Genomic DNA, 20646 nt, shown 5'->3' with positions numbered 1-20646 from the left:
GCAGGGCGAGCAGCAGGCTGAAGTTTTTTCTAACGATGACGTTGGTGCCGGGTTGTTTGAGGCGGCGAAAAAATGATACCTTCCTGCCCTCTTGTCCAATGAATAGTCGCTCTGGCGCTGTCCCTACGGAAAATTACCGCCGCAGCGTCAGGGGCTGGCTTTCCGGCAGCATCGGCTTGAGCGTCAGGCTACCGATGTCCAGAGTCATTGTGACCGCCCCGCTTTGTTGCTGATCAAAGACGGTGATGTTGAGTTTTTCCACCGTTTTAAGCCAGCTCTGGGTGACTCGCTCTTGGCTCGGAAAGTGGTAGTTGGTGGTTACGATTGCCTGCGGTGACACCGCTTGGTAGAACTCGTAGCTGCCGGTGAAATCGCCGGAATTGCGGCCCATGACGATGACATCGGCGCTGAGGTCCATGCCGGAGTCCAGCATACGGCGCTCAGTGGTGTAGCCGGCATCGCCGGTGAAAAGAATCCGCCACCCATGCCAGTGGAGACGTAGGACCAGGCCGGTGTCGTCGGCCAGTCCGTAGCCGTCCAACTCCGCCGGTGCGTGTAATGTTTCCAAATAAGCGCCAGGCTCGATTTGGAACTTTTGTCCGAGACGGGGGATCACTAAGCGGCAGTGCTCGGCTTCGGCCTGTGTGAGAAATTCGCGATAGCTCGGGCTGCGGAGATCGGTGCGTGGGATCAGGGCCTGCTTGGGATGGAAGTTGCTCAGGCAGTGGCTCATGCCGCCGCTATGCCCGGCCTCTGCATGGCTGATGATCAATGAGTCCGGGGAAACCCTCAAGGCATTCAAGGTGGGCAGCACATGCCGATACAGATGATCCTGCCTACCGCAGTCTAACAATATCCCACCACCGAGATCAATGATGCTCGCTCCGCCACCTTGGGGGATGTCGAAGACGATGATGCGATTGCCCGATTCCGTGTCGGTGGGGCGCAACCAGTGGCTGCCCGGTAGTTCGGCGAAGACGCGGGCGGTGGAATAGGTGGCCTTGGCGATGGCCGCGTTGGCATGGTTGATGGTAACCGCTGCCGGTTGCCAGAGTACTCCTGCAGCCAGTCCCAGCATAGCCAGCGCGAGAATGAAGAAAACCATGAGCATCAAAGGAATGCCGGCGATCACCGCAATCGGGGTGACGATGCCAAAATGCAGCCACATCAGCGGCGCCGATCCCATCCAAGCGGCCAGCGAGATGGACAGTGAGTTTTTCAACCACTTTCGCCCGTTCAAAATACGTTCCTGCCATGGGCTGAGTAGGAGGTGCGGCATGAAGGGATCGATCTCCCCCATGGGTCTCAGCACCCTTGCCCAGATTCCCGCGAGCATGGCGAGAGCTAACAGGACGCCATAGGAAAGCTGGAAACCCGGGGTGAAAAGCTGATGCCCGTCCCAGAGTAAAACCACCACCGCGCTGGCGGCCAGGCTGTTGATTAAGGTGGGCCTCCTCTGGATCAGGAAACCTGAGAGAAACACCGTGGCCATCAGAACGGCGCGCACGGATGGTGGTCGCAGCCCGGTCACTCCCGCATACATCGCCATGCCCAGGATGGTAAAGGTGATCAAAGCCCAGCGAGGCACCCGCAGGAACCACAATACCAGACCAATGATGGTGCCCACCATACCCACGTGCAGCCCACTCACGGCAAAAACATGCAAAGTGCCGCTGTTACGGAAGTCTTCTAACATCGCAGAAGGTTTGGGAGGTCGTTCCCCTAACACCACCGCGCGAATGAGCTGGGCTTCTTGAGAATCAGCGGCAAGACCGGCCGTCATCTTTTCACGCAGCACCGTATTCCAGCGCGACATGGTGCGAACCGGAACCCTCGGCCAGCTGACGCCAAGCAGCTCGGGCGCCTGGCTGGGATGCATGATGAGATTGGTTCCCTGACGGTGCAGCCAGGTGCGGGAGTCAAAGCCATATGGGTTCCGCAATTTCGGAACGGGTGTCAATTTCCCCGCCACTTGAATCACATCGCCATACTGCAGCGGTGGATCTGGTCGCTGTGAAAAGGGGACGTCATTGGAAAGCTGAACCCGCACTCTGTTGGGCAGCTGGAGTTCAGGTGGCGTTTCGGTGACCTTGATCAGGTAAGGCCCCATACCGCGTGGGCCGGCATCGACCACGACGCCTTCGATTTTCAGATGAAGGCTATGATAGGTAGGATCGAGCGCTGTCAGCCACTTCTGTTGATTCTCAATGGTCCATCCATGCAGACCGTAAGCGAGCGCGAGGCCCGTCAGCATCAAGACGGGCGTGGTTTTTCTGACGGCTAAGCTGATCAAGCAAGCAGCCGAAGCCAGTGGGAGCCACCATGTCAGTCCCCATTGATCGGCCAGCAGCACACCGGCTAGCACTCCCAGCACCAGAGACCATAGCGGGCAGCGTGAGAAAACGCGAAAGATGGAACGGTGAGATGCCACAAGTCGAGAAGCCTATCATGAGCAAATTCCGGGGCAAGAATGCACTTGCGGCTGACGCGATTGGAGGAGCTGGAGCAGCGCTTGTTACATGGCCCCCATCTCACGCAACTTGTGCGTGGCATTCGCAGAGTGGCGCGTCTCCGGGAAGAGCTCGATCATCTGCTGCAGAATGGAGATCCCCGAAGCGGTGTCTTCTTTATCTTCAATGTAAATTTCAGACAGGCGGCTCATGAAGTAGGCGGCATCGTTGACCGGCCACTCGTGGCTTTCCAATGCGGCCCGAAGTGTTAGAATCGCGGCATCCGGGTCTTCGAGGTTGTCGTGCTGAATTTTGGCGACCTCTACCCATGGCAGGCGATTGTAAGGATCGTCATCCATGACGCTGCGATAAACTTCGATGGCGTCTTCATAGTCGCCCCGGGCGTAGGCAGCGCGGGCATCGTGCAGGGGATCGGCCTCCACCATCTCATTGGAGTCGAGCACCATATGAGTGGCTCGGTCTGTGATGGCGGGCAGCACATACATGATGAATAAAATCCCGGCATAAACACCGGCAAGCATCAGAGCTGGCAGCTGATAGACGGCACTGGTGTCGTCTTGAGGGTCAGTATTCACAAATGTGGCGGTTACCACGCCAGCTACGATCAGGAAAATGATTCCATGCACAATCCACTTTGTCATAAGAACTAAGTTATTATCACAGTGAGTTAGGGAAAAAAAGATAGAATGTAGGCGATTTTTTTAACCAGCAAATGATGCGAGTTCTCTCGCCCCCCTGCGTCATGTAGCGCTAGCCACTTAGCCCTTACATGCGGCGTGCATTCCGGCCTTCATCGATCAATTTCCAGAAGTGCTTGGATTTGGAAAGCTCCTCGTCTTCGGAGAGTGGCATCTTGGAACGGAACATGAAGTCTGAGAACGAGTTCTTATTCATGACCCGATGCACGATCACGGTTTTGTCACTGACTTCGAAATAGATCCGGTAGTCGTCGGTGCGGAATCGATACAGGGTGGTGCCGTCACGCACCATCTTGCCCAGCCGCTCGCCATCGTCACCTTCTTGGGTATCGAGGTCCTTGAGGTCGGATTCGCTCACCTTGAAGGCGTCGAGCAGCTCGAGTTGATCGAGCGTGTCCAGTCTGGAAATTTCCGCGGCACTGATTTCGTTGAATACTATTTGGAGCACGTCTCCAGCAAACACCGAAAGCGGGCAAAGCGCAAGCACTTCACTGAGCGCGTCCGCTTGATGGGGACTTGCCAAGGGCCATAAGTGGCACCATGCTAACGCCGCACAGATGTTGATTTCGATTCCCCAACGACGCCGCTCCCTGCGGATCCTGGCGGCCACCCTATTGATGGTGGTCCTGCCGTCCTGTGCCAACTCGACGAAAGTGAAACCCATGGTGAAAGACAAACCGCGACTCGAGGACAAGCAATATGTCAGCTACGATGGCGATCGCTTAGGCTACAAAAAATGGCTGCCGAAAAAAGAGGAACCGAAAACGGTAGTGATCGGAGTCCACGGTATTTCCGGGCATGCTGGGGACTACGAGAACCTTAGTGACTACCTGAAGAAAAATGCGCCTGATACCGCGCTCTACGCGGCAGAAACCCGAGGTCAGGGGCTCGATCCCAAAGTCGAACGGCGTGGTGATATCCGCAGTGCCAAATCTTGGTATAAAGATCTCTACACTTTCACCGCGCTTGTGCGAAAAAATCACCCTAATGCCAAGGTCATTTGGTTTGGCGAGAGCATGGGCTCGCTGATTGCTACCCACGCCTATTCTAACACGCCTCCGGGGATGAAGAAGCCGGATGCGTTGATCCTTTCCTCTCCCATCGTCGGGATTCAGAACAAGCTCCCCCTGTGGAAAGTGGCCGCCGTCAGGATCAGCACCTTTTTGCTCCCGACCCTGCGGATCTCGCTGGAATCGCTCTCCGATGGCGAACGGGCTGTGGTCACCCAGGATGACATCCACGAAGAGCAGGCGGCAAAAAATGCCTGGTATATTCGCCGTTACACCCTGCGGTTACTACTCACCCTCGGCGATCTGGCGGAGGAAATGCCGGAGATGGCGGAGTCGATCCGATGCCCGGTGCTGGTGCTCCATGGAGGCCGCGACATCTTTACCCCGGAAGAGAATGTGAAGGAGTTTTTCCAACACCTGCCGGAAACCACCACCAAGGCTCGGAAATACTACCCTGACTCCTACCACTTGCTGATGTATGATCAACATCGCGAGCGTATCTTCAAGGATGCTGCCAACTGGCTGAAAAAGGTCCAATAAAGAGGCTCTTCCAGTCGTTGTTCCAGAAAGGATTAGCGAATGAACCTCATTTTATAACATTGCAAATTTGCCCATAGAGATGAATGTGAAACCTATGATTCGTTATTCGCAAAGCCGCAGCAAGTTATCCTCAGGTAGCCGATGGCTGGCCGCCTGTGTCCTCTGCGTGTCGCCCATTCTCAGTGCTGGGCATGCGTCTGCGGCAGCCGGTGGTGGAGAGCAAGCTGCCAGCGTCGAGCCGGTTTCCGATCTCGCTACCTTGATTGCCGAGCTGGGTGACGAGTCATTCACCACCCGCGAGAAGGCCATGGCCACGCTCTGGCAGAAAGGCCGACCTGCACTTGCCAGCCTGCGCAACGCGGCCGCTGCCGGGGATCCGGAAGTGCGCGCCCGGGCCGAAGAGCTGATTCTTTATATTTCCGCCGGCGTCCTCCCCGATAGTCCGGAGGAGGTGAAGCAGTTGGTGATGGAATTTTCCACAGGCGACATCGAAGGAAAACTGGTCATCTTGCGCAAGCTCATGGAGCTCAGCCAATGGCGCCAGGTGATCCATCTGGCCAACATCGAGCCCCTCGCCGAATCGCGCGCACGCATGGCTGAGCTGGTGCAAATTTCCGCCGGTCAAGCAGCCCGCGAGGCAATTGTGGCCGGTGATTTCCAACTCGCCGCCGACGTTCTTGAACTCACTGGAGACAACGAAACGAACATGGGCATGCGTGCCTGGTTCTATGTCCGTCAGGGGCAGCTCGACCAGCAATTGAAGCTGGCAGCCGGCATGCCTGGGCAAAAAGGTGCCCTCTGGAGAATGTCGCTGCACCGAGCGAATGGTAACCTGAAGGCCGCCATCAAAGAAGCTGACCTTGCCGGACTGAATTTACTGGCAAATGGCATGCGTATTTTCACCGGCAATGCCATGCCGTGGCTTGATGCCAGTGGTCAAAACGGCCAGGTGAGCGCCATCCTCGGACTTTCCTATCAGCTGCAACGGGCACGGCTCGAAGGGAAAACCAAGGAGGCCGATCTCATTGCTCGCGAACTCGTGCGCATGGTCAACGGTGACGATTCCGCACCGCAGGCTGCGATCTGTTTGGCTGCCAATGGCTACCGTGACGAGGCGATTGGGCTGTTAACCAAACATGACGTGATCACGGCCATCGATTACTACGATAGCATCGAGTCGCCCGAGCGTTGTTTGGAGTTGTTAGGCATCGAACGCGATGCAAAATCTCCCTACAGCAAGTGGGTCGCTAAGAACACGGACGCCGCGATGGACGATGACCATGATCAGGAAGAGTATTTTGAGCGTCTCCTGATACTGACCAGCTTCCTATACCGCCACGGTGAAGGCGAGCACTGCATGGCCGTCATGTCGCCGCTGATGAAGGCACTCGAGGAGGACGGAGAAGACGCTTGGTTTGAGCTGTTGCCGCAAATGCGCGTGATGGATCTCGGCTGGCTGGCAGTGAAATTTATCCAGAAACGAGGGAACGAGGACAATCTGATGGACGTCAGCGTGTCGAAACTTCTCGGCTCCAATAAAACCGTCACGGAAATGTGGTCGGCGGTGAAAAAACGTCACCCTGAGGATCTCAATGAGGCCCTTCGCGAGCTGTCCCTGCTCGCTGGCATCATCGCCGATCCGAACAACGAGACCGACGCCATTCATCAGGCGCTTCTCGCCGAAGCTCAGGATCCGCAGCAGAACAATGGCATCGCCCAGAACCTGCGTGTTGAGTCGCTGTATGCCTTTGCTGTCAATCGGAACGACTTCAAAGCTGCGCTCGGCATCGCTGAGAAGCTGGCTGGAAAAAATGCCCGCTGGGCCAATGCCAAGACCTTTCTCGACTCCGCGATGAACCGCTGGGCCGAGCTCGAACCGGTCTACGCGGCCGAAGCGGAGGAGAAACCAGGCAACTACCTCAACCTCGCCAAGTGGAGCCTCACTCTGCGCAAAATGGGGAAAAAGAAACAGGCCGCCAAGCTTTACGATCGTGCCCTGATGCTGACCATGGGGGATGCCTCCGCGTTGAACCAGGTGGCGGCTGAGCTTTCCAGTGCAGGCTACGATGATGAGGCGGTGAAAATGTGGGAACATGCCGCCATCATGGCATCGCCCGGTGGGACCGATTTCCAAAGCTCCATTCTCTACCTCTCGATCTACGGTGAGAACCTCTACCTCACCAAGCAGTGGAGCAAGGCCGCGGCGATTTCCGAAGTCTACTCCCAGCTGCGTATGCGGGGGCAGAGCAACGATGGTGTGCTGCTGGCCCTGCGCGGTCGCTTCAATGCCGAGTTTGGTCAGGGAATGGCGTTGCTCGAGAAGGGACAGCGCGACCGTGCGATCGCCAAGCTGGACGCTGCCCGCAAGTTGATCCCCGGCGATGGCTCGCTGGCGGATGTCTTTTTCCCCGCGCTGAGGGAGGCTGGCATCGACGAGCATTACAACCGCTGGTTCAACGACAGCTACGAGCACGTCAATGCGGCCTGCAAACTCTACCCGGAGTCACACAACTCACAGAACACCGTGGCCTGGTTGGCTGCCCGTGCTGTGCGCCGACTCGACGATGCGCTGGAGCATTCGAAAAAAGCTCTGAGCGTCCGCCCTCATCAAGGCGCTTACCTCGATACCATGGCGGAAGTTTGGTTTGCCAAAGGAGATCGTCAGAAGGCCATCGACTGGTCGGAAAAAGCCGTCGCCAGTAGCGTCTCCCATGCCCACGGCAGCCCCCGCACCCACACCCAGGTGGTGTTAAACTTTAACCAGCTGAGCAAGCAGTTGGATCGATTCAAAACTGCGCCCATGCCACGCTAAGGCAGCCGTTCGCCATCTCTCCTCGTTTTCAGTATCTCTATGCAGCGGCTCATCATTTTCCTCTCCCTTCTGCCTATTCTCTTGGCGGTGATTCTCAGGAAATTCAATGCAGACCGGGTGCTGCACAGTCTCAAGGAGAAGCGCCTTGCGAAGCCTGCGGAAGAGGTGTCACGGAGGATGTTGGACTCGGTCAGCCAGAGCCAAGTCGAGATCAAAACGCCGGCCCGCAGGTGGTCGGCCGCCCCCGATCATGGCAAAGAATGGCTGGTGCTGCCCCCGGGGGTGGCCAGCGGTGTGAGCGCCAGTTCTCATGGCAAGGCCGCGCTGCAGGTGGGGCTGTATTTGTTGTCGCTCAGGGAGCCCAAGATGCTGGCTCGCCGACAGTGGGCAATCCGTTTTGGTCACGTCTTCCCCGTCTTCACCACCGTGGTGATGGCCTTTGCTCTGGTCGTTCGCGCGGTGCCCGCCGTTTGGGTGTTGGCAATCATTATGGCCTCCTGCGCCCTCGCCGCCTGCGCCCAGTTTCTCACCATCACAGCAGAACGCCGCGCCGCCGATCTGGCCTGTGTTGTTTTGGAGAAAAAGCGCATCTTCCCCCGGCTCAGTGATGAAGAAGCCGTGGTGAGCGCCACCCGTGCCTGGTCGTGGCGATCCTGCCTGCCCGGCATCTTGTCTCGGCTGGCCCCTTGATGTCATATTCGGGCTCGATGGGTGCGTATGGTCTTACAAAAAACAAACATTTAAGAGTCTTGTCGCGAGTTAATTGTGTAAGGTTTTGTCGTTGGGCTTTCATTTCTTACATTGGCATCAAAGAGTGTTTGATTCCTCACATTAAGCGTGCTAGGTGTAGGTGTAATCAACGATTTTAGGCTATGCATTCATTGAGTGTGGCTTGGACTCGGAGCTTATCCCAAAACCACCTCCTCATTCTCTTCCCCCCCATCTTATTCGAACTCGAATAATAAACCCAAGGGTAGAAAATGAACAAAAACACAAAACAACGATTAGAAGTCGATCCACGTCGATCGAAGACCTCCCTATTGCTGGGGATCACCGCCTTACAGCTGATGGCTCCCTCTCTGGCAGGTGCAGCCACCACCACCCTCATTGGAACGGGAGGGCTAGATCCATGGGTAAGCCAAGGGGCAGTCCAGGCGCAAGTGCCTTCACCGGATGCTGGGACTATCAGTGTCTCTGTGGCTGTGGCTGGCACGCAAAGCGATACGGTGGGTAACTGGGATATCAGTGGCGAAGGAGCGAGTTCTGTTTCTGCATTGAGTGTCACGCTCGTATCATGGGCCGCAGAAACGGAGGTCACCACCGGCTCGGTGAAATTCAATGTCGCCACAGGAGGCACAGATTTGGGCGTGCTGGCTCAAGTTCCGGTCAACATGGTCTGGTCGGCGTCCCTGGGCGTTTCCGGAGTGACGTATGATGCAAACACGAAGTATGATGTGAGTTTCGATCTCGCGGTGGCGGCAGGATTCTTAAGTAATCTCGCCGCAGTGGGGGAGGGCATCTCATTCCGAGCTGTGGACGGCAGTGGCAACACGGTCGGCGGTTTGGCCTCCGGTGATTTTATTGATCTGGCAGGGCTTTTGGGCGGAAACCCATCAGGCACTTACACCACCTCATTCACCACGGGGAGCACCGCACCCACCGGGGACATCGAACTTCAATTTGTAGCGGCTAAAGGTCTCAGTGCGGAGTTACTTGGTGCCAGCACAGAGTATGTGGAAATCTCCGGACTCAGCATGGATGCCACGCTGGTGCCTGAACCGAGGGCCGCGGCGCTGTTGGGGCTCGGTGCCTTCGCTCTGATTTTCAGAAGGCGCGTATAAGCTGGATCAGCTCTTCTCACCCTCCTGCATCTCGCGTGCAGGAGGTTTTTTCGAGGCTTGAAAGACTTTTGCTAACAGATTTAAAAAGTAGTGGTTCAGACTTGGCTTTTTGGCTAGGAGATAGGTGTAGCTGTGAGAGTCAGCAACGGACGATACCCAACAACTATGATGAAAGCCTTCTTTCCAATCAGCGCCCTGATCGCGATGGCTGTAACGAGCCTGTGTGTGAGTTCCTGCAGCACGCCTCCGCCGGCGCCGGAACCCACCTTCACCACGAGCGAAAAGAAAAAGCCGAAGATCACCATCCACAACAACTCCTCCCGCAAGATTGTGGTGGGAGTCGAGGGGAGGGAGAAACGTTTCATCCCCGTGCCGGCGCGCTCCAGCCGTGTGGTCTATCTCAAATCCGGCGTCTACAAATACGCCGCGGCAGCCCACAACACCCGCACGATCTCAGGTTACAAATCCTTTGCCCCAAACCGCAGCTACACCTGGAATTTCGGAGTGAACTGAGGAGGACTGGTAAAGCGATGCAACACCCAGGTCTCTTCCTTCGCGGATGGGTCCTTTTTTTCGCTCTGCAGCGGCGGAGGATTTCCCCGGGCAAAACTCTCGCCCACAGCGGCATCCTCTGTATCATCCGCCGCGTATGACTGAAAGTTTTCCGCGAATCGTCTTCATGGGCACGGGCGACATCGCCCTGCCATCATTTTCTTCCTTGTTGGGAAAAGGCTTGGTCGCTCTGGTGACGCAGCCCGATAAGCCGGTGGGACGCAAGCAGGTGCTCACTGCGCCACCGATCAAATCCCTCGCTCTCGAGCACGACATTCCGGTGCTCCAGCCCGAGCGCGCCCGGGAGGCTAGCTTCCTTGCCGAGCTCCGCGACCTCAATCCGGACATCATCGTGGTCATGGCCTACGGCCAGATCCTCTCGCAGGCACTGCTCGATATCCCCAGCGTAGCCTGCATCAATTTGCACGCCTCCTTGTTGCCGAAATACCGTGGTGCCGCTTGCATTCAGGCCGCCATTGATGCCGGCGACTCCCATAGCGGGATCACCGTGATGCACGTGGTCAAGGCGCTCGATGCCGGCGATATTATTCTGAAAAAGGACATCGCGATCGGTGAGCAAGAAACCGGCGGCGAATTGCACGACCGACTCGCCGAGCTGGCTCCCGCGGCCCTCAGCGAGGCACTCGCCCAGTTAGTTGATGGCAGTGCCTCCCGCACCCCTCAGAACGAAGAGGAAGTCAGCTACATTTCCAAGCTGATGCGCGAGCACGGAGAGATCGATTGGTCGATGTCTGCGGAGCAACTCGAACGCCGCGTCCGCGCCTACCATCCATGGCCAGGGACCTCGACCAGTTTCACCGATAAAAAAGGTCGCCAGCGGCGATTGAAAATTTTCCCACCGGTCGCCGTGGCGACTCAAGCGGATCAACTTGATCCGGGGAAAGTCATGCTAACAGATGACGGGCAGCTGCAGGTCTCTTGCGGAGCTGGCAGCCTGACCGTCACCGAGGTCCAGCCCGATGGCTCCCGCCGCATGAGTGCGGAAGACTTTCTCAAAGGCAATGCCTTGGAAAATGGCGACCAACTCGGTTGATCGGAGTTTCTCGCCACCAAGATCTGGCAGCCTGTTACCAGTCGTCTCCTGGGCCTGTGATTTGTAGCGTGCGTTTGGATTCGATGTATCCCTGCTCTTCGTAGTAGAGCGTGTATTGGAGTTGGGTTTTTTGTAAGCCTGCTTGGCCCCGTTGCTGTATCCGGAAGCTTGAACCCGATCGATGATGCGCGGTTGGAGTCGTTTCACGGATCTCTCTTTGAACTTGTCCACGCTGAGGTGATGTCGTTGCCCATCGCCAAGCGTTTGGCGATCTCTGTCAAAACTCAGTCGTTTTGGCTGGTCCGTCTGTTGAGCGAAAAAATGTAGAGTCCGACGGCGAGCCAGATCAGCGCGAACGAAACCAATCTGAGTGGCGGTAGGGGTTCGTGGTAGGTTAGCCAGCCGATCAAGAACTGCCCGGTGGGGCCGATGAATTGCAAGATGCCTAATAAAGACAGGCTGATGGCGCGGGCACCACGGGCAAAGAGCAAGAGCGGCGTGGCCGTCGCGGCACCGGTGGCGATCAGGAGCCAGGTGGAGTGGGGGTCACTGCCGAAGCTTCCCGTGGACTGCGATGACACGAACAGCAGGTAAGCCAAGGCAAGCGGCAACATCAGCGAGGCCTCGAGGGCCAATCCATCGAGCGAGCCCAGCGGTGATTTTTTCCGAATCATGCCATAGACGGCGAAGGAAAAGGCCAGTCCGAGGGCTGCCCACGGCACACCCTGCACCGCGCGGAATTGCAGCGCCACGCCACCGGCGGCCACTGCGATGGCGAGCATCTGCAGGCGCGAGTGTTTTTCGCCAAGAAACAGACGGCCTAACAAGATGTAGAGAAAGGGGTTGATGTAATATCCCAGTGCCCCTTCGAGGATGCGATCGTTCAAGGTCGCCCAGACATAGATCAGCCAGTTCGACGACAAAGTGACCGCGGCTAGCAGGTGGATGGCAATAATCTTGCGCGACCTGAGCGCGGCCAGAGTGGTTCTCACCTTGCGCTGACTGGTGAGGATGACCACCAAGATCACCAAGGTCCATACCACCCGATGTGCGGTGAGTTCGAGCACGGGGATGTGCTCCAGCGTTTTCCAGAAAAGTGGCAGCACACCCCACACCACGAAGGCGGCAACAGCGGCGGAGGTGCCATGGGATGATTTCTGCATCGGCGGCACGATAGTGAATGAAAGGCCGAATGCGATGACAAAGGCTGGGTGGATGGCGAATTAATTCACAGAAATCTGCCATCGCGTGGACTTGCTAGTCCGTGCTAGTGTTTGAGCACACGGTGCCGCGCCGTGGCTTCCAGATGAAACCGACACCACGTGAAAAATCAATCATCCCCCAGTCTTGGGATGTGCCTGAGGCGATGCTCCATGGCATTGGTAAGAAGGCGGGGCGGCAGAAGATGATCCGTGAAGACGATCACATTTTGCTGATTCTGCACCAGCTGCCAGAGTTGGGCGACGATGGCCGGAGGAAACGATCACTGTTTTGGCGCAATCCGGCCGGACAGTGGAAATCGAAACGTCACGGCGATGGTATCGAGTCCCTACAAAAGCATGTGCAGATCTTTGCCAAGGCCGTGGAGAAAGTGGATGCCAAGCTTGATGTGTCCAATGACGCTGGCGATTACTTGGAGGTGCTCCGCGTCGCCACGCCGCTGCACCGCTCGTGCCGCAATAAGCTGGCTGTGCTCGAAGAGCTGCGCGATGTGCTGCCGGAAGATGCCGAAGTGATGTCCTTACGCGACTGGGCGCTGGGCTTGGAGCGCTCGACAGAATTCATCTGCGCCGACGCCCGGCATGGGATGGATTTCTGCATGGCGGAGAGTGCCGAGCGGCAGGCCCGAGCGTCTCGTGACGCCGGTGATGAAGCCCGGCTATTGAACCGACTGGTCGCCTTCTTCTTTCCCGTAGCTACTCTGGCTGCCATCGGTGGCATGAATCCGCCCGGCGAGGTTTTTGGTTCTCAACAAATTTGGATGATCCTGGCGATCGGACTGGTGGCTGGACTGGTGCTGCACTACTCGAACGTGCTCACTACGTTCCTCAATCGGAAAAAAAGACGAGAGCGCGAAGAGGACTAACTTTGCCTGCTGGACGGCTATTTCTGAATCTGTTATCCATCTTTTCCATGCGTTTGTTGCTACTTAGTGGATGGTGCTGTCTGTTAGCGGCATGCTCCAATGACCTGAATGATGACTTGAGCAGTCCGCCAATTTCCAGCGATCCGCTGCTCGCCAAGGTTGGTTTGATCGATGTGTTGGAGGTAGATCGCACACTGAAGGTGGATCTGCAGTATAAGCGGCCGTCGCCGATCTCTTCCCGTCCGCTCTACGCTCAGGATTTTCAAGCTCTGCTCAAGCCCGCCACGGCGCTGCGTTTGAAAGAGGCAAACCGTCTGGTGAAAGCTCATGGATATCGCATCCTTGTGTGGGATGCCTACCGACCACCTAGTGCGCAGTTAGAGCTTTGGAATGCCTCCGGATACAACGACACCTATGTCGCGAACCCTCACAACGCTCCGTCCCAACATTCCTGCGGCACCGCAGTGGATGTCACCTTGGTCACTTCCAGAGGCAAGCCGGTGAAAATGCCGACCGGCTTCGACTCCGTGACCCCGGAAGCAGCCAGCCACTACCAACACTCCGATCCGGAAATCGCTCGCAACGTGCGCATTCTGCAGTCGGCCATGCGCCGAGCGGGATTTTACCCTTTGCCCGCCGAGTGGTGGCACTACATCGATCGAGACTATCGGCAGTACCCGGAAACCATCCCACTGAGTGCAGTGCGCCCCCGTGGTTAGATTTCTCACCCCCTTTTGCCCATGAAGTTCGCCTCATCTCTCTCGATCGCCGCCACCTTGCTTTGGTCTTGTTTTTCCGTGGATGCCCAGGTGCAGCCGCTGGTGGGCACTTACCTCGGTGATGGTCAACGCAACTATTACGGCAATGCTGCGCCGTCACGCTTGCGGGTTCATTGGAAAAAACACCTTGGCACCGGGACGACAATGGTGGGGCAGGTCGTGCGGAAGTGGAGCGGCAGCGGGTGGACGGGGCAGCCCTTGGTGATCCGCGAGGGAGGCGAGACTTATCTCATCGTCGGCTCCCTGGGGCACAGTATCAAAAAGATGCGCGCCCGCGATGGTCACGTGATCTGGAGCACCGATGTGGGTGATGCGATTAAGGGCACTCCTACCTTTGTCGATGTCGGTGGTGGCGATGCCGAAAGCCGCTACATTTTGATCACCGGCAGTCGTATGGGGAGGCATTGTGACTTCGCCAAAGACCCGGCATTTGCCCTGCATGGCGTTTCCTACACCAGCGGTAAGGTGCTGTGGAAACACAACGTTGTTAGGACGCATAGCAACAGTCGAGATGTCGATGCCTCCGCGGTGATGATTGGCTCGAAAGCCTGCGTGCCTCTGGAAAATGGCAACTTCACCGTGTTCTCTCCGAATCCTTCTAAGGCCAAGGTCAAACATGGCTTTCCGGCGCCCAAGATCTACAAACAACTGCGGCTCTACAAAAGCTCGGATCTAGCGCTTTATCGCAGTGAGCTGTCCTGCGAGTCGTCGCCTACGGTCTATCGGGGCAAGGCCTATGTTGCGGCTGGCTGTGGTCGGGTTTACGCCTGCTCCACCGGCTGGGGTGGGATCGGCTGGACGCTGGATACCGGTGGCGACCTCAACGGCACGATGCCGCTGACCAATGACAATCATCTCTTGTTGGGCGTGGAACGGCAATTCATTCCTGGCAAAGGAGGGGTGATGAAATTTCAGCCCGGGGGCAAAGTGAAGTGGTATTTCCCGCTGCCCAATGTGAGGTTTTTCGAGTGGTCGGGCGGCGTGGTGGGATCGCCGGCGGTGAACCACCGTTATAACTCCGGAATTTCCAAAGACCTCGCCTGTTTTGTGGGGGTGGATGGCATGCTGACACTGGTCAACCATCGGCAACTTCAGCCCGGGGTCACCGTCGCCGGACCACGTGGCAAGCGCTTTCCCACGCCGCTGGTGTTGGATCAGGTGCAGCTGCCCAAAGGATCCATCTCCACCCCCCTTTTCGTAGGGAACCGCATTGTGGTGGGATACGATAATGGCATGGACCTCTACCAGGTCAGTGCCGCTGGAAAGCTCCAACGGCTCGACCGACTCTCCGGGCCGATGTTTGACGCCACGCCGGTGGTCTGGAACGGGCGCATTTACGCAGGATCGAAAAACGGTTACCTGTATTGCCTGGGGAACTGATCGCGCACAGAGAGATTCCATCGCAGAGCCAAAGAAAAAGGGAGCCCCCCGAAGAAGGCTCCCTTTTAAGAGAATGGTTTGCCGCTACCTTACTGATAGCTGGGTTTTTTATGCATGGTGAAGAACTTGTTGGTCAGCATCATGGCATGCGGGTTGCCGGGGAATGGGGTGGAGTCAGGAGGGCGGGGGATGTTTCGGCCGATGGTGGCGTCTTCCGGCTGGGTGGTGGCGATGTTCACTGGAGTGCCCTTGCTGACGAGCCGGAAGAACTTGGGAGCCACATTCTTATGCATCCGCAGGCAGCCGTGGGATGCGGGGAATGGCTTCATCCAGCCGGTGTGGAATCCGTAAGCCGATTTAAATTCGCACCAGTAGGGCATGGGGGTTCCTTTGAACGACCAGCCGGAGGGTTTGTTTCGCAGGTAGGCCGGGCGGACGATGTTGCCTTTGTAGGCGTAGCCGTGGGTATTGGCGCGGCGGTAGTGCTCTTTGTGATAAATGCGGAAGTTGCCGCGTGGCGTAGGATCTTTGGCGGTGCCTACAGTGATCGGCATGATCAGCAGGGGCTTGGAGCCTTCCATGACGTAGGCCAGTTGGTTTTTCAGGGAAACTTTCACCCGCACCTTGGATGGATTGGTTGGCAAGGTGGCCGGGCGATCATAGGCATCATATCGAGCCATGGCGCTTCCTCCTCCAGTGGTCGAGCAGGAGCTGAAGCTGAGACTGGCCAGTGCCGCCAGCGCCAGGAACTTGAGGGTGGGGAGAAGTTTGTTAGTCATCGCATAGGGATACTGGCTATCTCGATGCTTTTAGACAAGGAGGAAAACGCGGCGTGAAATCGCAGATCCGCCAGCTTGTCGCTTGCTTTTTCCTCGAAAAACCCGCATGGAAAGCCCGACATGAAACCTGATAGTATCCAAAAATACCGTGCGTTTCCTGCCGTCGATTTGAAAGATCGCACCTGGCCGGACCGCGTCATTGACCACTCCCCGATCTGGTGTTCGGTGGACCTCCGTGACGGTAACCAGGCACTACCCCAGCCGATGTCCATCGAGGAAAAGCTCGAGTTCTTCGAACTGCTGTGTCGCGTGGGTTTCAAACAAATCGAGATCGGCTTCCCCTCCGCGGCGGATACCGAGTTCAACTTTTGCCGTCGTTTGATCGAGGAAAACCGGATCCCGGAGGATGTCACTATCCAGATTCTAGTCCAGACGCGTGAGCACCTGATCCGCCGTTCCTTTGAGGCGATCAATGGCGCCAAGCGAGCGATTGTGCACATTTACAACTCCACCTCGCCGCTGCAGCGCCGGGTGACCTTTGGTGATGCCAGCCGTGAGGAAATCCGCGACCTAGCGATCGAGGGCACGAAGTTGGTCAAGGAGCTGGTTCCCACGGTTCCGGACACCGAGATCGTGCTGCAGTATTCTCCCGAGTCGTTCTCCGACACCGAGCTCGATTTTGCTCTGGAGTGCTGCAATGAAGTCATCGAGATCTGGCAGCCGACGCCGGAGAAGAAGATGGTGATCAACCTGCCCGATACCGTGCAGTGGACCACTCCTAACATCCACGCCGATATGATCGAGTGGATGGGACGCCATTTGAATCGCCGCGACTCCATCGACATCTCGTTGCACACCCACAACGACCGTGGGACCGGCACGGCGGCCACCGAGCTGGGCCTGATGGCCGGGGCCGACCGTGTGGAGGGCACCTTGTTCGGCAATGGTGAACGCACCGGTAACCTAGACATCATCAATGTGGCGCTGAACATGAACAGCCACGGCATCGAGACAGGCTTGGACTTTTCCAACATCAACGAACTGCGCGCTGTCTACGAACGAGTCACCCGCATGACCGTGGGCGAACGTCATCCTTACGCTGGCGAGCTGGTCTTCACCGCCTTCTCCGGTTCTCACCAGGACGCGATCAAAAAAGGCCTAGACCGCCGCAACCGCGAGCTGAAAGAACAGGATGACTTGGCGTGGGGCGTGCCCTATTTGACCATCGATCCGCAGGACATCGGCCGCTCCTACGAAGCAATCATCCGCATCAACTCGCAGTCCGGCAAAGGCGGCGTGGCTTGGGTGTTGGAACGTGAGCACGGATTGGAACTGCCCAAAACGATGCACCCGCAGGTGGGCAAACGCATTTACGACATGGCTGATGAACAAGGCCGCGAACTCAACATCGATGAGATCCGCGAGGCGTTCTATCAATACTTCGTCAACGTCGACCAGCCACTGGCGGTCAGCGATTACGAACTGGTGCACCACACCGTGGAAAAAGGTCTGGTCGATTGCACGGCCAGCATCACGGTCAACGGCGAGGAGAAGAAAATCGAAGGCCAGGGGAATGGCCCGATCAATGCCTTCACCCACGCCCTGGAAAATGCCGGCCTGAAGAATTTCCAGCTCACCGACTATCGCTCGCACGCGGTGCGCGGTGGTTCGGATGCCAATGCCGCTGCCTACGTGCAGCTGCGCCACGACGATGGTCGGATTCTTTGGGGCTGCGGCATCGACGCCTCCATCGAGATGGCCGGCCTGAAGGCACTGGTTTGCGCGGCGAATTTGTTTTCTGAAACATCCAGCTAACAGAGCATGTTCAGGTTCACCATATTTGGAATCCCGGTCGAGGTAGAGCCATGGTTTTGGCTCGTGATGGCCTATATCGGTGGCGGCTGGTATGCGTTGAAGAGCAACGACCCGACCGCCTACACCGGTGTTCTGCTGTTCATGATGGCAGGATTTATCTCGGTGTTAGGGCATGAGCTGGGGCACGCCTTGACAGGCTGGAAACGCGGAGGCGGCAGCGTCTGGATCCGACTCTGGGCGCTGGGAGGTCTGGCCTATCATCAGGGCGGTCGACTCGATAAGCGTAACCGCTGCGCCATGATTCTGGCCGGTCCGGGTGCCGGTCTCGCGCTGGCGGCGATCAGTATTGTGGCCCTGTATGTGATCTTCCCGACCCCTGAGGCGAACCAGCGACTGCTTTACTACCTCAGCTACACCATGATCCCGCACGAATACATGGTGAACATTTTCCCCGACGAACGCCCGATCTATGGCTTTCTCAATGCCATGATCTGGGTCAACGTTTGGTGGTCGTTGCTGAATCTGATCCCTGTGTTCCCACTCGATGGAGGCCAGTTCATGGATCAATTTGTCAAATCTCGGAAGCTGATGCACAAGATCAGCCTGAGTGCCTGCCTGGTGGTGATGATCCTGATGATGGGCATGCAGATGACCATGGGCCTGTTCTTGTTCGGTTACTTGGCCTACCAGAACTACGTCGGCTATCGGGACGCGGCTTACTAAATGCGCTCCTAGCTGCGGCGTCTATGCTGCCATTATCGCCTGATCTGAATCACCCGGTTGTTTTCGCCTCGGTCCTCCACCGGACCGATGGAGGTGATTTTGCAGTTGGTGACATTCTTTTCCAGAATCAGCTTTGCCTTGGTGCGGTTCTCGATGGTGGATGAGGTCAGTTCCTGGCGACCGCCGCAGATCAAGTAGTTCACTTTTTCCGGCAGCGGGCGTTTTAGGTCTTCCTTGAGGATGAAGGTGCACTGCTGGCCGCAGATGATGCCCAAGCTGGTGCGATCGGTGGGTTCCGACCCTTCGGGTGGACTGAGCAGGGTGAGCTCGTAGGTGGCTTTTTTCGGGATCTCGCCTCGGGTCAGATTGAAAACCGGGTTGTAAGCGACGTCGCTGCGGCAGTTTTTCATCACGATCTTGCTGCCTTTCACGGCGGAGACATCGAAGGAAAAGTCGCCCGGCTCCAGCACGGTGACATTTTCCAACTCCACATCGCCGGTGCACAGCAGCTGAATCGCGCCACGCATGCGCTCGACGGTGGTATTGATCACTTTGATGTTTCTCACGTTGTCGTAGGAACGGATGCCGTCCTCTGTGAGCGGGATCATGCGGTCGCGGGGGATGGGTTGCTTTTTCCGGTAGAGCATGTGGAAATCGTTATCGACAGCGCGACCTTTGACTTCTTTGAAAATGTCATTGGTGGGGCGTATCGCGCCGGTGAAGAAGCAGTCTTTGATCAGGGCTCCATCGACGTTGTGGAAATGTACGCAGTGGCCAAACGATTGCTGATAGACCTTGCAGCGGATCAGCTGGGTGTCGTTGGCGTGGTCGATGGACATGAAGCAATGTTTGTCGAGTCGACCATACGAGCCGGCACCCTTGCCGTAGAAATCCGTGTAGCCGTAGGGGATGGACCCTTGGATGACGAAGGTGCAGTCGAAAAAGCGATTGTGGTCGCCGGTGACCTCGAACTCGTTGCCCGTGGGGTTGTAGGTGGGGTAGGGCATATCGATCACATTGCGAAAGTAGCCACCGATGAAGGTGTTGCGCGCGCCATTGATATGCCATGAGTCCGCCGCGTGAACCTTGCCGGTGAGCTTGCTGACCACGGAGACGGGAGTTTCAAACACGACACCGCGCAGGTCGAAGAAGTTGTTCGATCCATTCACTGCGAAGATGTGTTCCTGGTAGCCTTTTTTCCGATTCCTGCCGACGCCGGGAATGCCTTCGCGGAAAGGGAGGTCAAGCGGCGCGTCCATGGTTTTCGCGCGATAGATGCCGGGTTTGAGCCGGATCTTCTGATTGCTCTGGCGGATGGCATCGCGGAACTCGTTCATCGTGGTGATGAGCTTGTAGCCGGGGCGAATGTCAAATTTTTCAGTCGCCTTCGGCAGCGGCGGAGGCATCCGGGTGATCACCTCCATCGGTGGGTTCTCCGCATACTGAAGCGCGCTGTGAGGTTTCATGGTCGACTCCTGAGCGAGGCAGGGGCTGGCGAGCATGAAGGCAAAGCAATAAGCGTGAATCTGCTTGGTCATTGTGACCCTTAGCGATAGCAAACGGTGATCTCAGCACCAATCAAAATCCCGTGAGAGTGCGACAGCAGAGTGAGGGGTTTTGCTAGAACCGACCTGGCAGCAGAAAGATGGTCACGACCACCAAAGCACCGGTGATCCAGAACAGCTTGATGGTTTTCAGCGCCCAGGGTGTTTTGCTGGAATTGATCCCATCGGAAACCATGGCAAAAGCATGCACCGGCAGCACCCCGATGAAGAGGTAGGAAAGCGGGTGGCCGAAGCTGGTATCGAGAATGCTCAACACCATCATCACGCAGAAAAACAAAGCGACGATGTAAGCGAGGACGCCGAAGAAATTACCGGAGCGACCATGGTCCACGGAGCGGTAGACCCCCTTGACCCGCACGGTGCTCGGTAGGGCATCGCGGTGTTCTCCCTTTTGGGCTCCCACCAGGCTGTGCAGTCCTTTTTCAGGATTGTTTTTGCCGATGGTTTTTTTGAACTTCGTTAGATTCATGGTGGTCTCCTTGGTTGTTAGGACGATATCGTGTCGTGTTGAGCGCGCCTATTACAATTGGAGACCGCTTTT

At 56.9% G+C, this 20646-nt stretch carries 18 protein-coding genes; 11 read left to right on the top strand and 7 right to left on the bottom strand.

What is annotated here, in order from left to right; all coding sequences use genetic code 11:
• Positions 1-133: 133 nt before the first annotated feature.
• From JO972_RS15450 to JO972_RS15440, 3 genes are all read right to left on the bottom strand, one after another.
• The gene (locus tag JO972_RS15450) at positions 134-2431 is read right to left on the bottom strand and encodes a ComEC/Rec2 family competence protein (RefSeq protein ID WP_309490987.1); all 2298 of its coding nucleotides are present in this window, start codon (positions 2429-2431) and stop codon (positions 134-136) included.
• Positions 2432-2515: 84 nt separating this feature from the next.
• Positions 2516-3112: a tetratricopeptide repeat protein gene (locus JO972_RS15445; RefSeq protein ID WP_309490986.1), complete on the bottom strand. Its 597-nt coding sequence runs from the start codon at positions 3110-3112 to the stop codon at positions 2516-2518.
• 124 nt (positions 3113-3236) lie between these two features.
• Entirely contained in the window at positions 3237-3617 is a 381-nt protein-coding gene (locus tag JO972_RS15440; protein ID WP_309490985.1) for a hypothetical protein, read from the bottom strand.
• Between the two features lie 109 nt (positions 3618-3726).
• On the opposite strand from JO972_RS15440, the gene JO972_RS15435 reads away from it, so the two are divergent.
• The 6 genes from JO972_RS15435 (at position 3727) to fmt (ending at position 10978) form a co-directional block, all read left to right on the top strand.
• Entirely contained in the window at positions 3727-4719 is a 993-nt protein-coding gene (locus tag JO972_RS15435) for an alpha/beta fold hydrolase (protein ID WP_309490984.1), read from the top strand.
• A gap of 94 nt (positions 4720-4813) precedes the next feature.
• Entirely contained in the window at positions 4814-7531 is a 2718-nt protein-coding gene (locus tag JO972_RS15430) for a hypothetical protein (RefSeq protein ID WP_309490983.1), read from the top strand.
• 39 nt (positions 7532-7570) lie between these two features.
• The gene (locus JO972_RS15425; RefSeq protein WP_309490982.1) at positions 7571-8221 is read left to right on the top strand and encodes a zinc metallopeptidase; all 651 of its coding nucleotides are present in this window, start codon (positions 7571-7573) and stop codon (positions 8219-8221) included.
• A 290-nt stretch (positions 8222-8511) separates the two neighbouring features.
• Positions 8512-9372, top strand: a complete 861-nt coding sequence (locus tag JO972_RS15420; RefSeq protein ID WP_309490981.1) for a PEP-CTERM sorting domain-containing protein — start codon at positions 8512-8514, stop codon at positions 9370-9372.
• 165 nt (positions 9373-9537) lie between these two features.
• Positions 9538-9885, top strand: coding sequence for a hypothetical protein (locus tag JO972_RS15415; protein ID WP_309490980.1), 348 nt, complete (start codon positions 9538-9540; stop codon positions 9883-9885).
• A gap of 136 nt (positions 9886-10021) precedes the next feature.
• Positions 10022-10978 (top strand): methionyl-tRNA formyltransferase, encoded by a 957-nt coding sequence (gene fmt / locus JO972_RS15410; protein ID WP_309490979.1) that lies wholly within the window; start codon positions 10022-10024, stop codon positions 10976-10978.
• Positions 10979-11262: 284 nt separating this feature from the next.
• Here the strand turns inward: fmt and rarD are convergent, their stop codons facing one another.
• Positions 11263-12141: an EamA family transporter RarD gene (gene rarD, locus JO972_RS15405; protein ID WP_309490978.1), complete on the bottom strand. Its 879-nt coding sequence runs from the start codon at positions 12139-12141 to the stop codon at positions 11263-11265.
• Between the two features lie 143 nt (positions 12142-12284).
• Here rarD and JO972_RS15400 point away from each other — a divergent pair, with 143 nt between their 5' ends.
• The 3 genes from JO972_RS15400 to JO972_RS15390 all read left to right on the top strand — a co-directional run bounded on the left by JO972_RS15400 (position 12285) and on the right by JO972_RS15390 (position 15223).
• Positions 12285-13064 (top strand): hypothetical protein, encoded by a 780-nt coding sequence (locus tag JO972_RS15400; protein WP_309490977.1) that lies wholly within the window; start codon positions 12285-12287, stop codon positions 13062-13064.
• Positions 13065-13180: 116 nt separating this feature from the next.
• Positions 13181-13783 (top strand): M15 family metallopeptidase, encoded by a 603-nt coding sequence (locus tag JO972_RS15395; RefSeq protein ID WP_309490976.1) that lies wholly within the window; start codon positions 13181-13183, stop codon positions 13781-13783.
• A gap of 21 nt (positions 13784-13804) precedes the next feature.
• A complete protein-coding gene (locus JO972_RS15390) occupies positions 13805-15223 on the top strand; it encodes a PQQ-binding-like beta-propeller repeat protein (RefSeq protein ID WP_309490975.1) in 1419 nt (472 codons plus the stop codon).
• 89 nt (positions 15224-15312) lie between these two features.
• Here the strand turns inward: JO972_RS15390 and JO972_RS15385 are convergent, their stop codons facing one another.
• The gene (locus JO972_RS15385; RefSeq protein WP_309490974.1) at positions 15313-16002 is read right to left on the bottom strand and encodes a L,D-transpeptidase; all 690 of its coding nucleotides are present in this window, start codon (positions 16000-16002) and stop codon (positions 15313-15315) included.
• A gap of 120 nt (positions 16003-16122) precedes the next feature.
• Between JO972_RS15385 and leuA the strand changes: the two genes are divergently transcribed.
• Together leuA and JO972_RS15375 are read left to right on the top strand one after the other, a co-directional pair.
• Positions 16123-17817, top strand: coding sequence for a 2-isopropylmalate synthase (gene leuA / locus JO972_RS15380; RefSeq protein WP_309490973.1), 1695 nt, complete (start codon positions 16123-16125; stop codon positions 17815-17817).
• Between the two features lie 66 nt (positions 17818-17883).
• Positions 17884-18540 (top strand): metalloprotease, encoded by a 657-nt coding sequence (locus JO972_RS15375; RefSeq protein WP_309491000.1) that lies wholly within the window; start codon positions 17884-17886, stop codon positions 18538-18540.
• Positions 18541-18572: 32 nt separating this feature from the next.
• Here JO972_RS15375 and JO972_RS15370 read toward each other — a convergent pair whose 3' ends face one another.
• Positions 18573-20078, bottom strand: coding sequence for a hypothetical protein (locus JO972_RS15370; RefSeq protein ID WP_309490972.1), 1506 nt, complete (start codon positions 20076-20078; stop codon positions 18573-18575).
• An 82-nt stretch (positions 20079-20160) separates the two neighbouring features.
• The gene (locus JO972_RS15365) at positions 20161-20574 is read right to left on the bottom strand and encodes a hypothetical protein (protein WP_309490971.1); all 414 of its coding nucleotides are present in this window, start codon (positions 20572-20574) and stop codon (positions 20161-20163) included.
• Positions 20575-20646: the final 72 nt, after the last annotated feature.

The organism is Oceaniferula flava (assembly GCF_016811075.1).
Lineage (GTDB): Bacteria > Verrucomicrobiota > Verrucomicrobiia > Verrucomicrobiales > Akkermansiaceae > Oceaniferula > Oceaniferula flava.
Note: the sequence above shows the minus strand (reverse complement) of the source record. Positions and strands in the feature narration are given on the sequence as shown.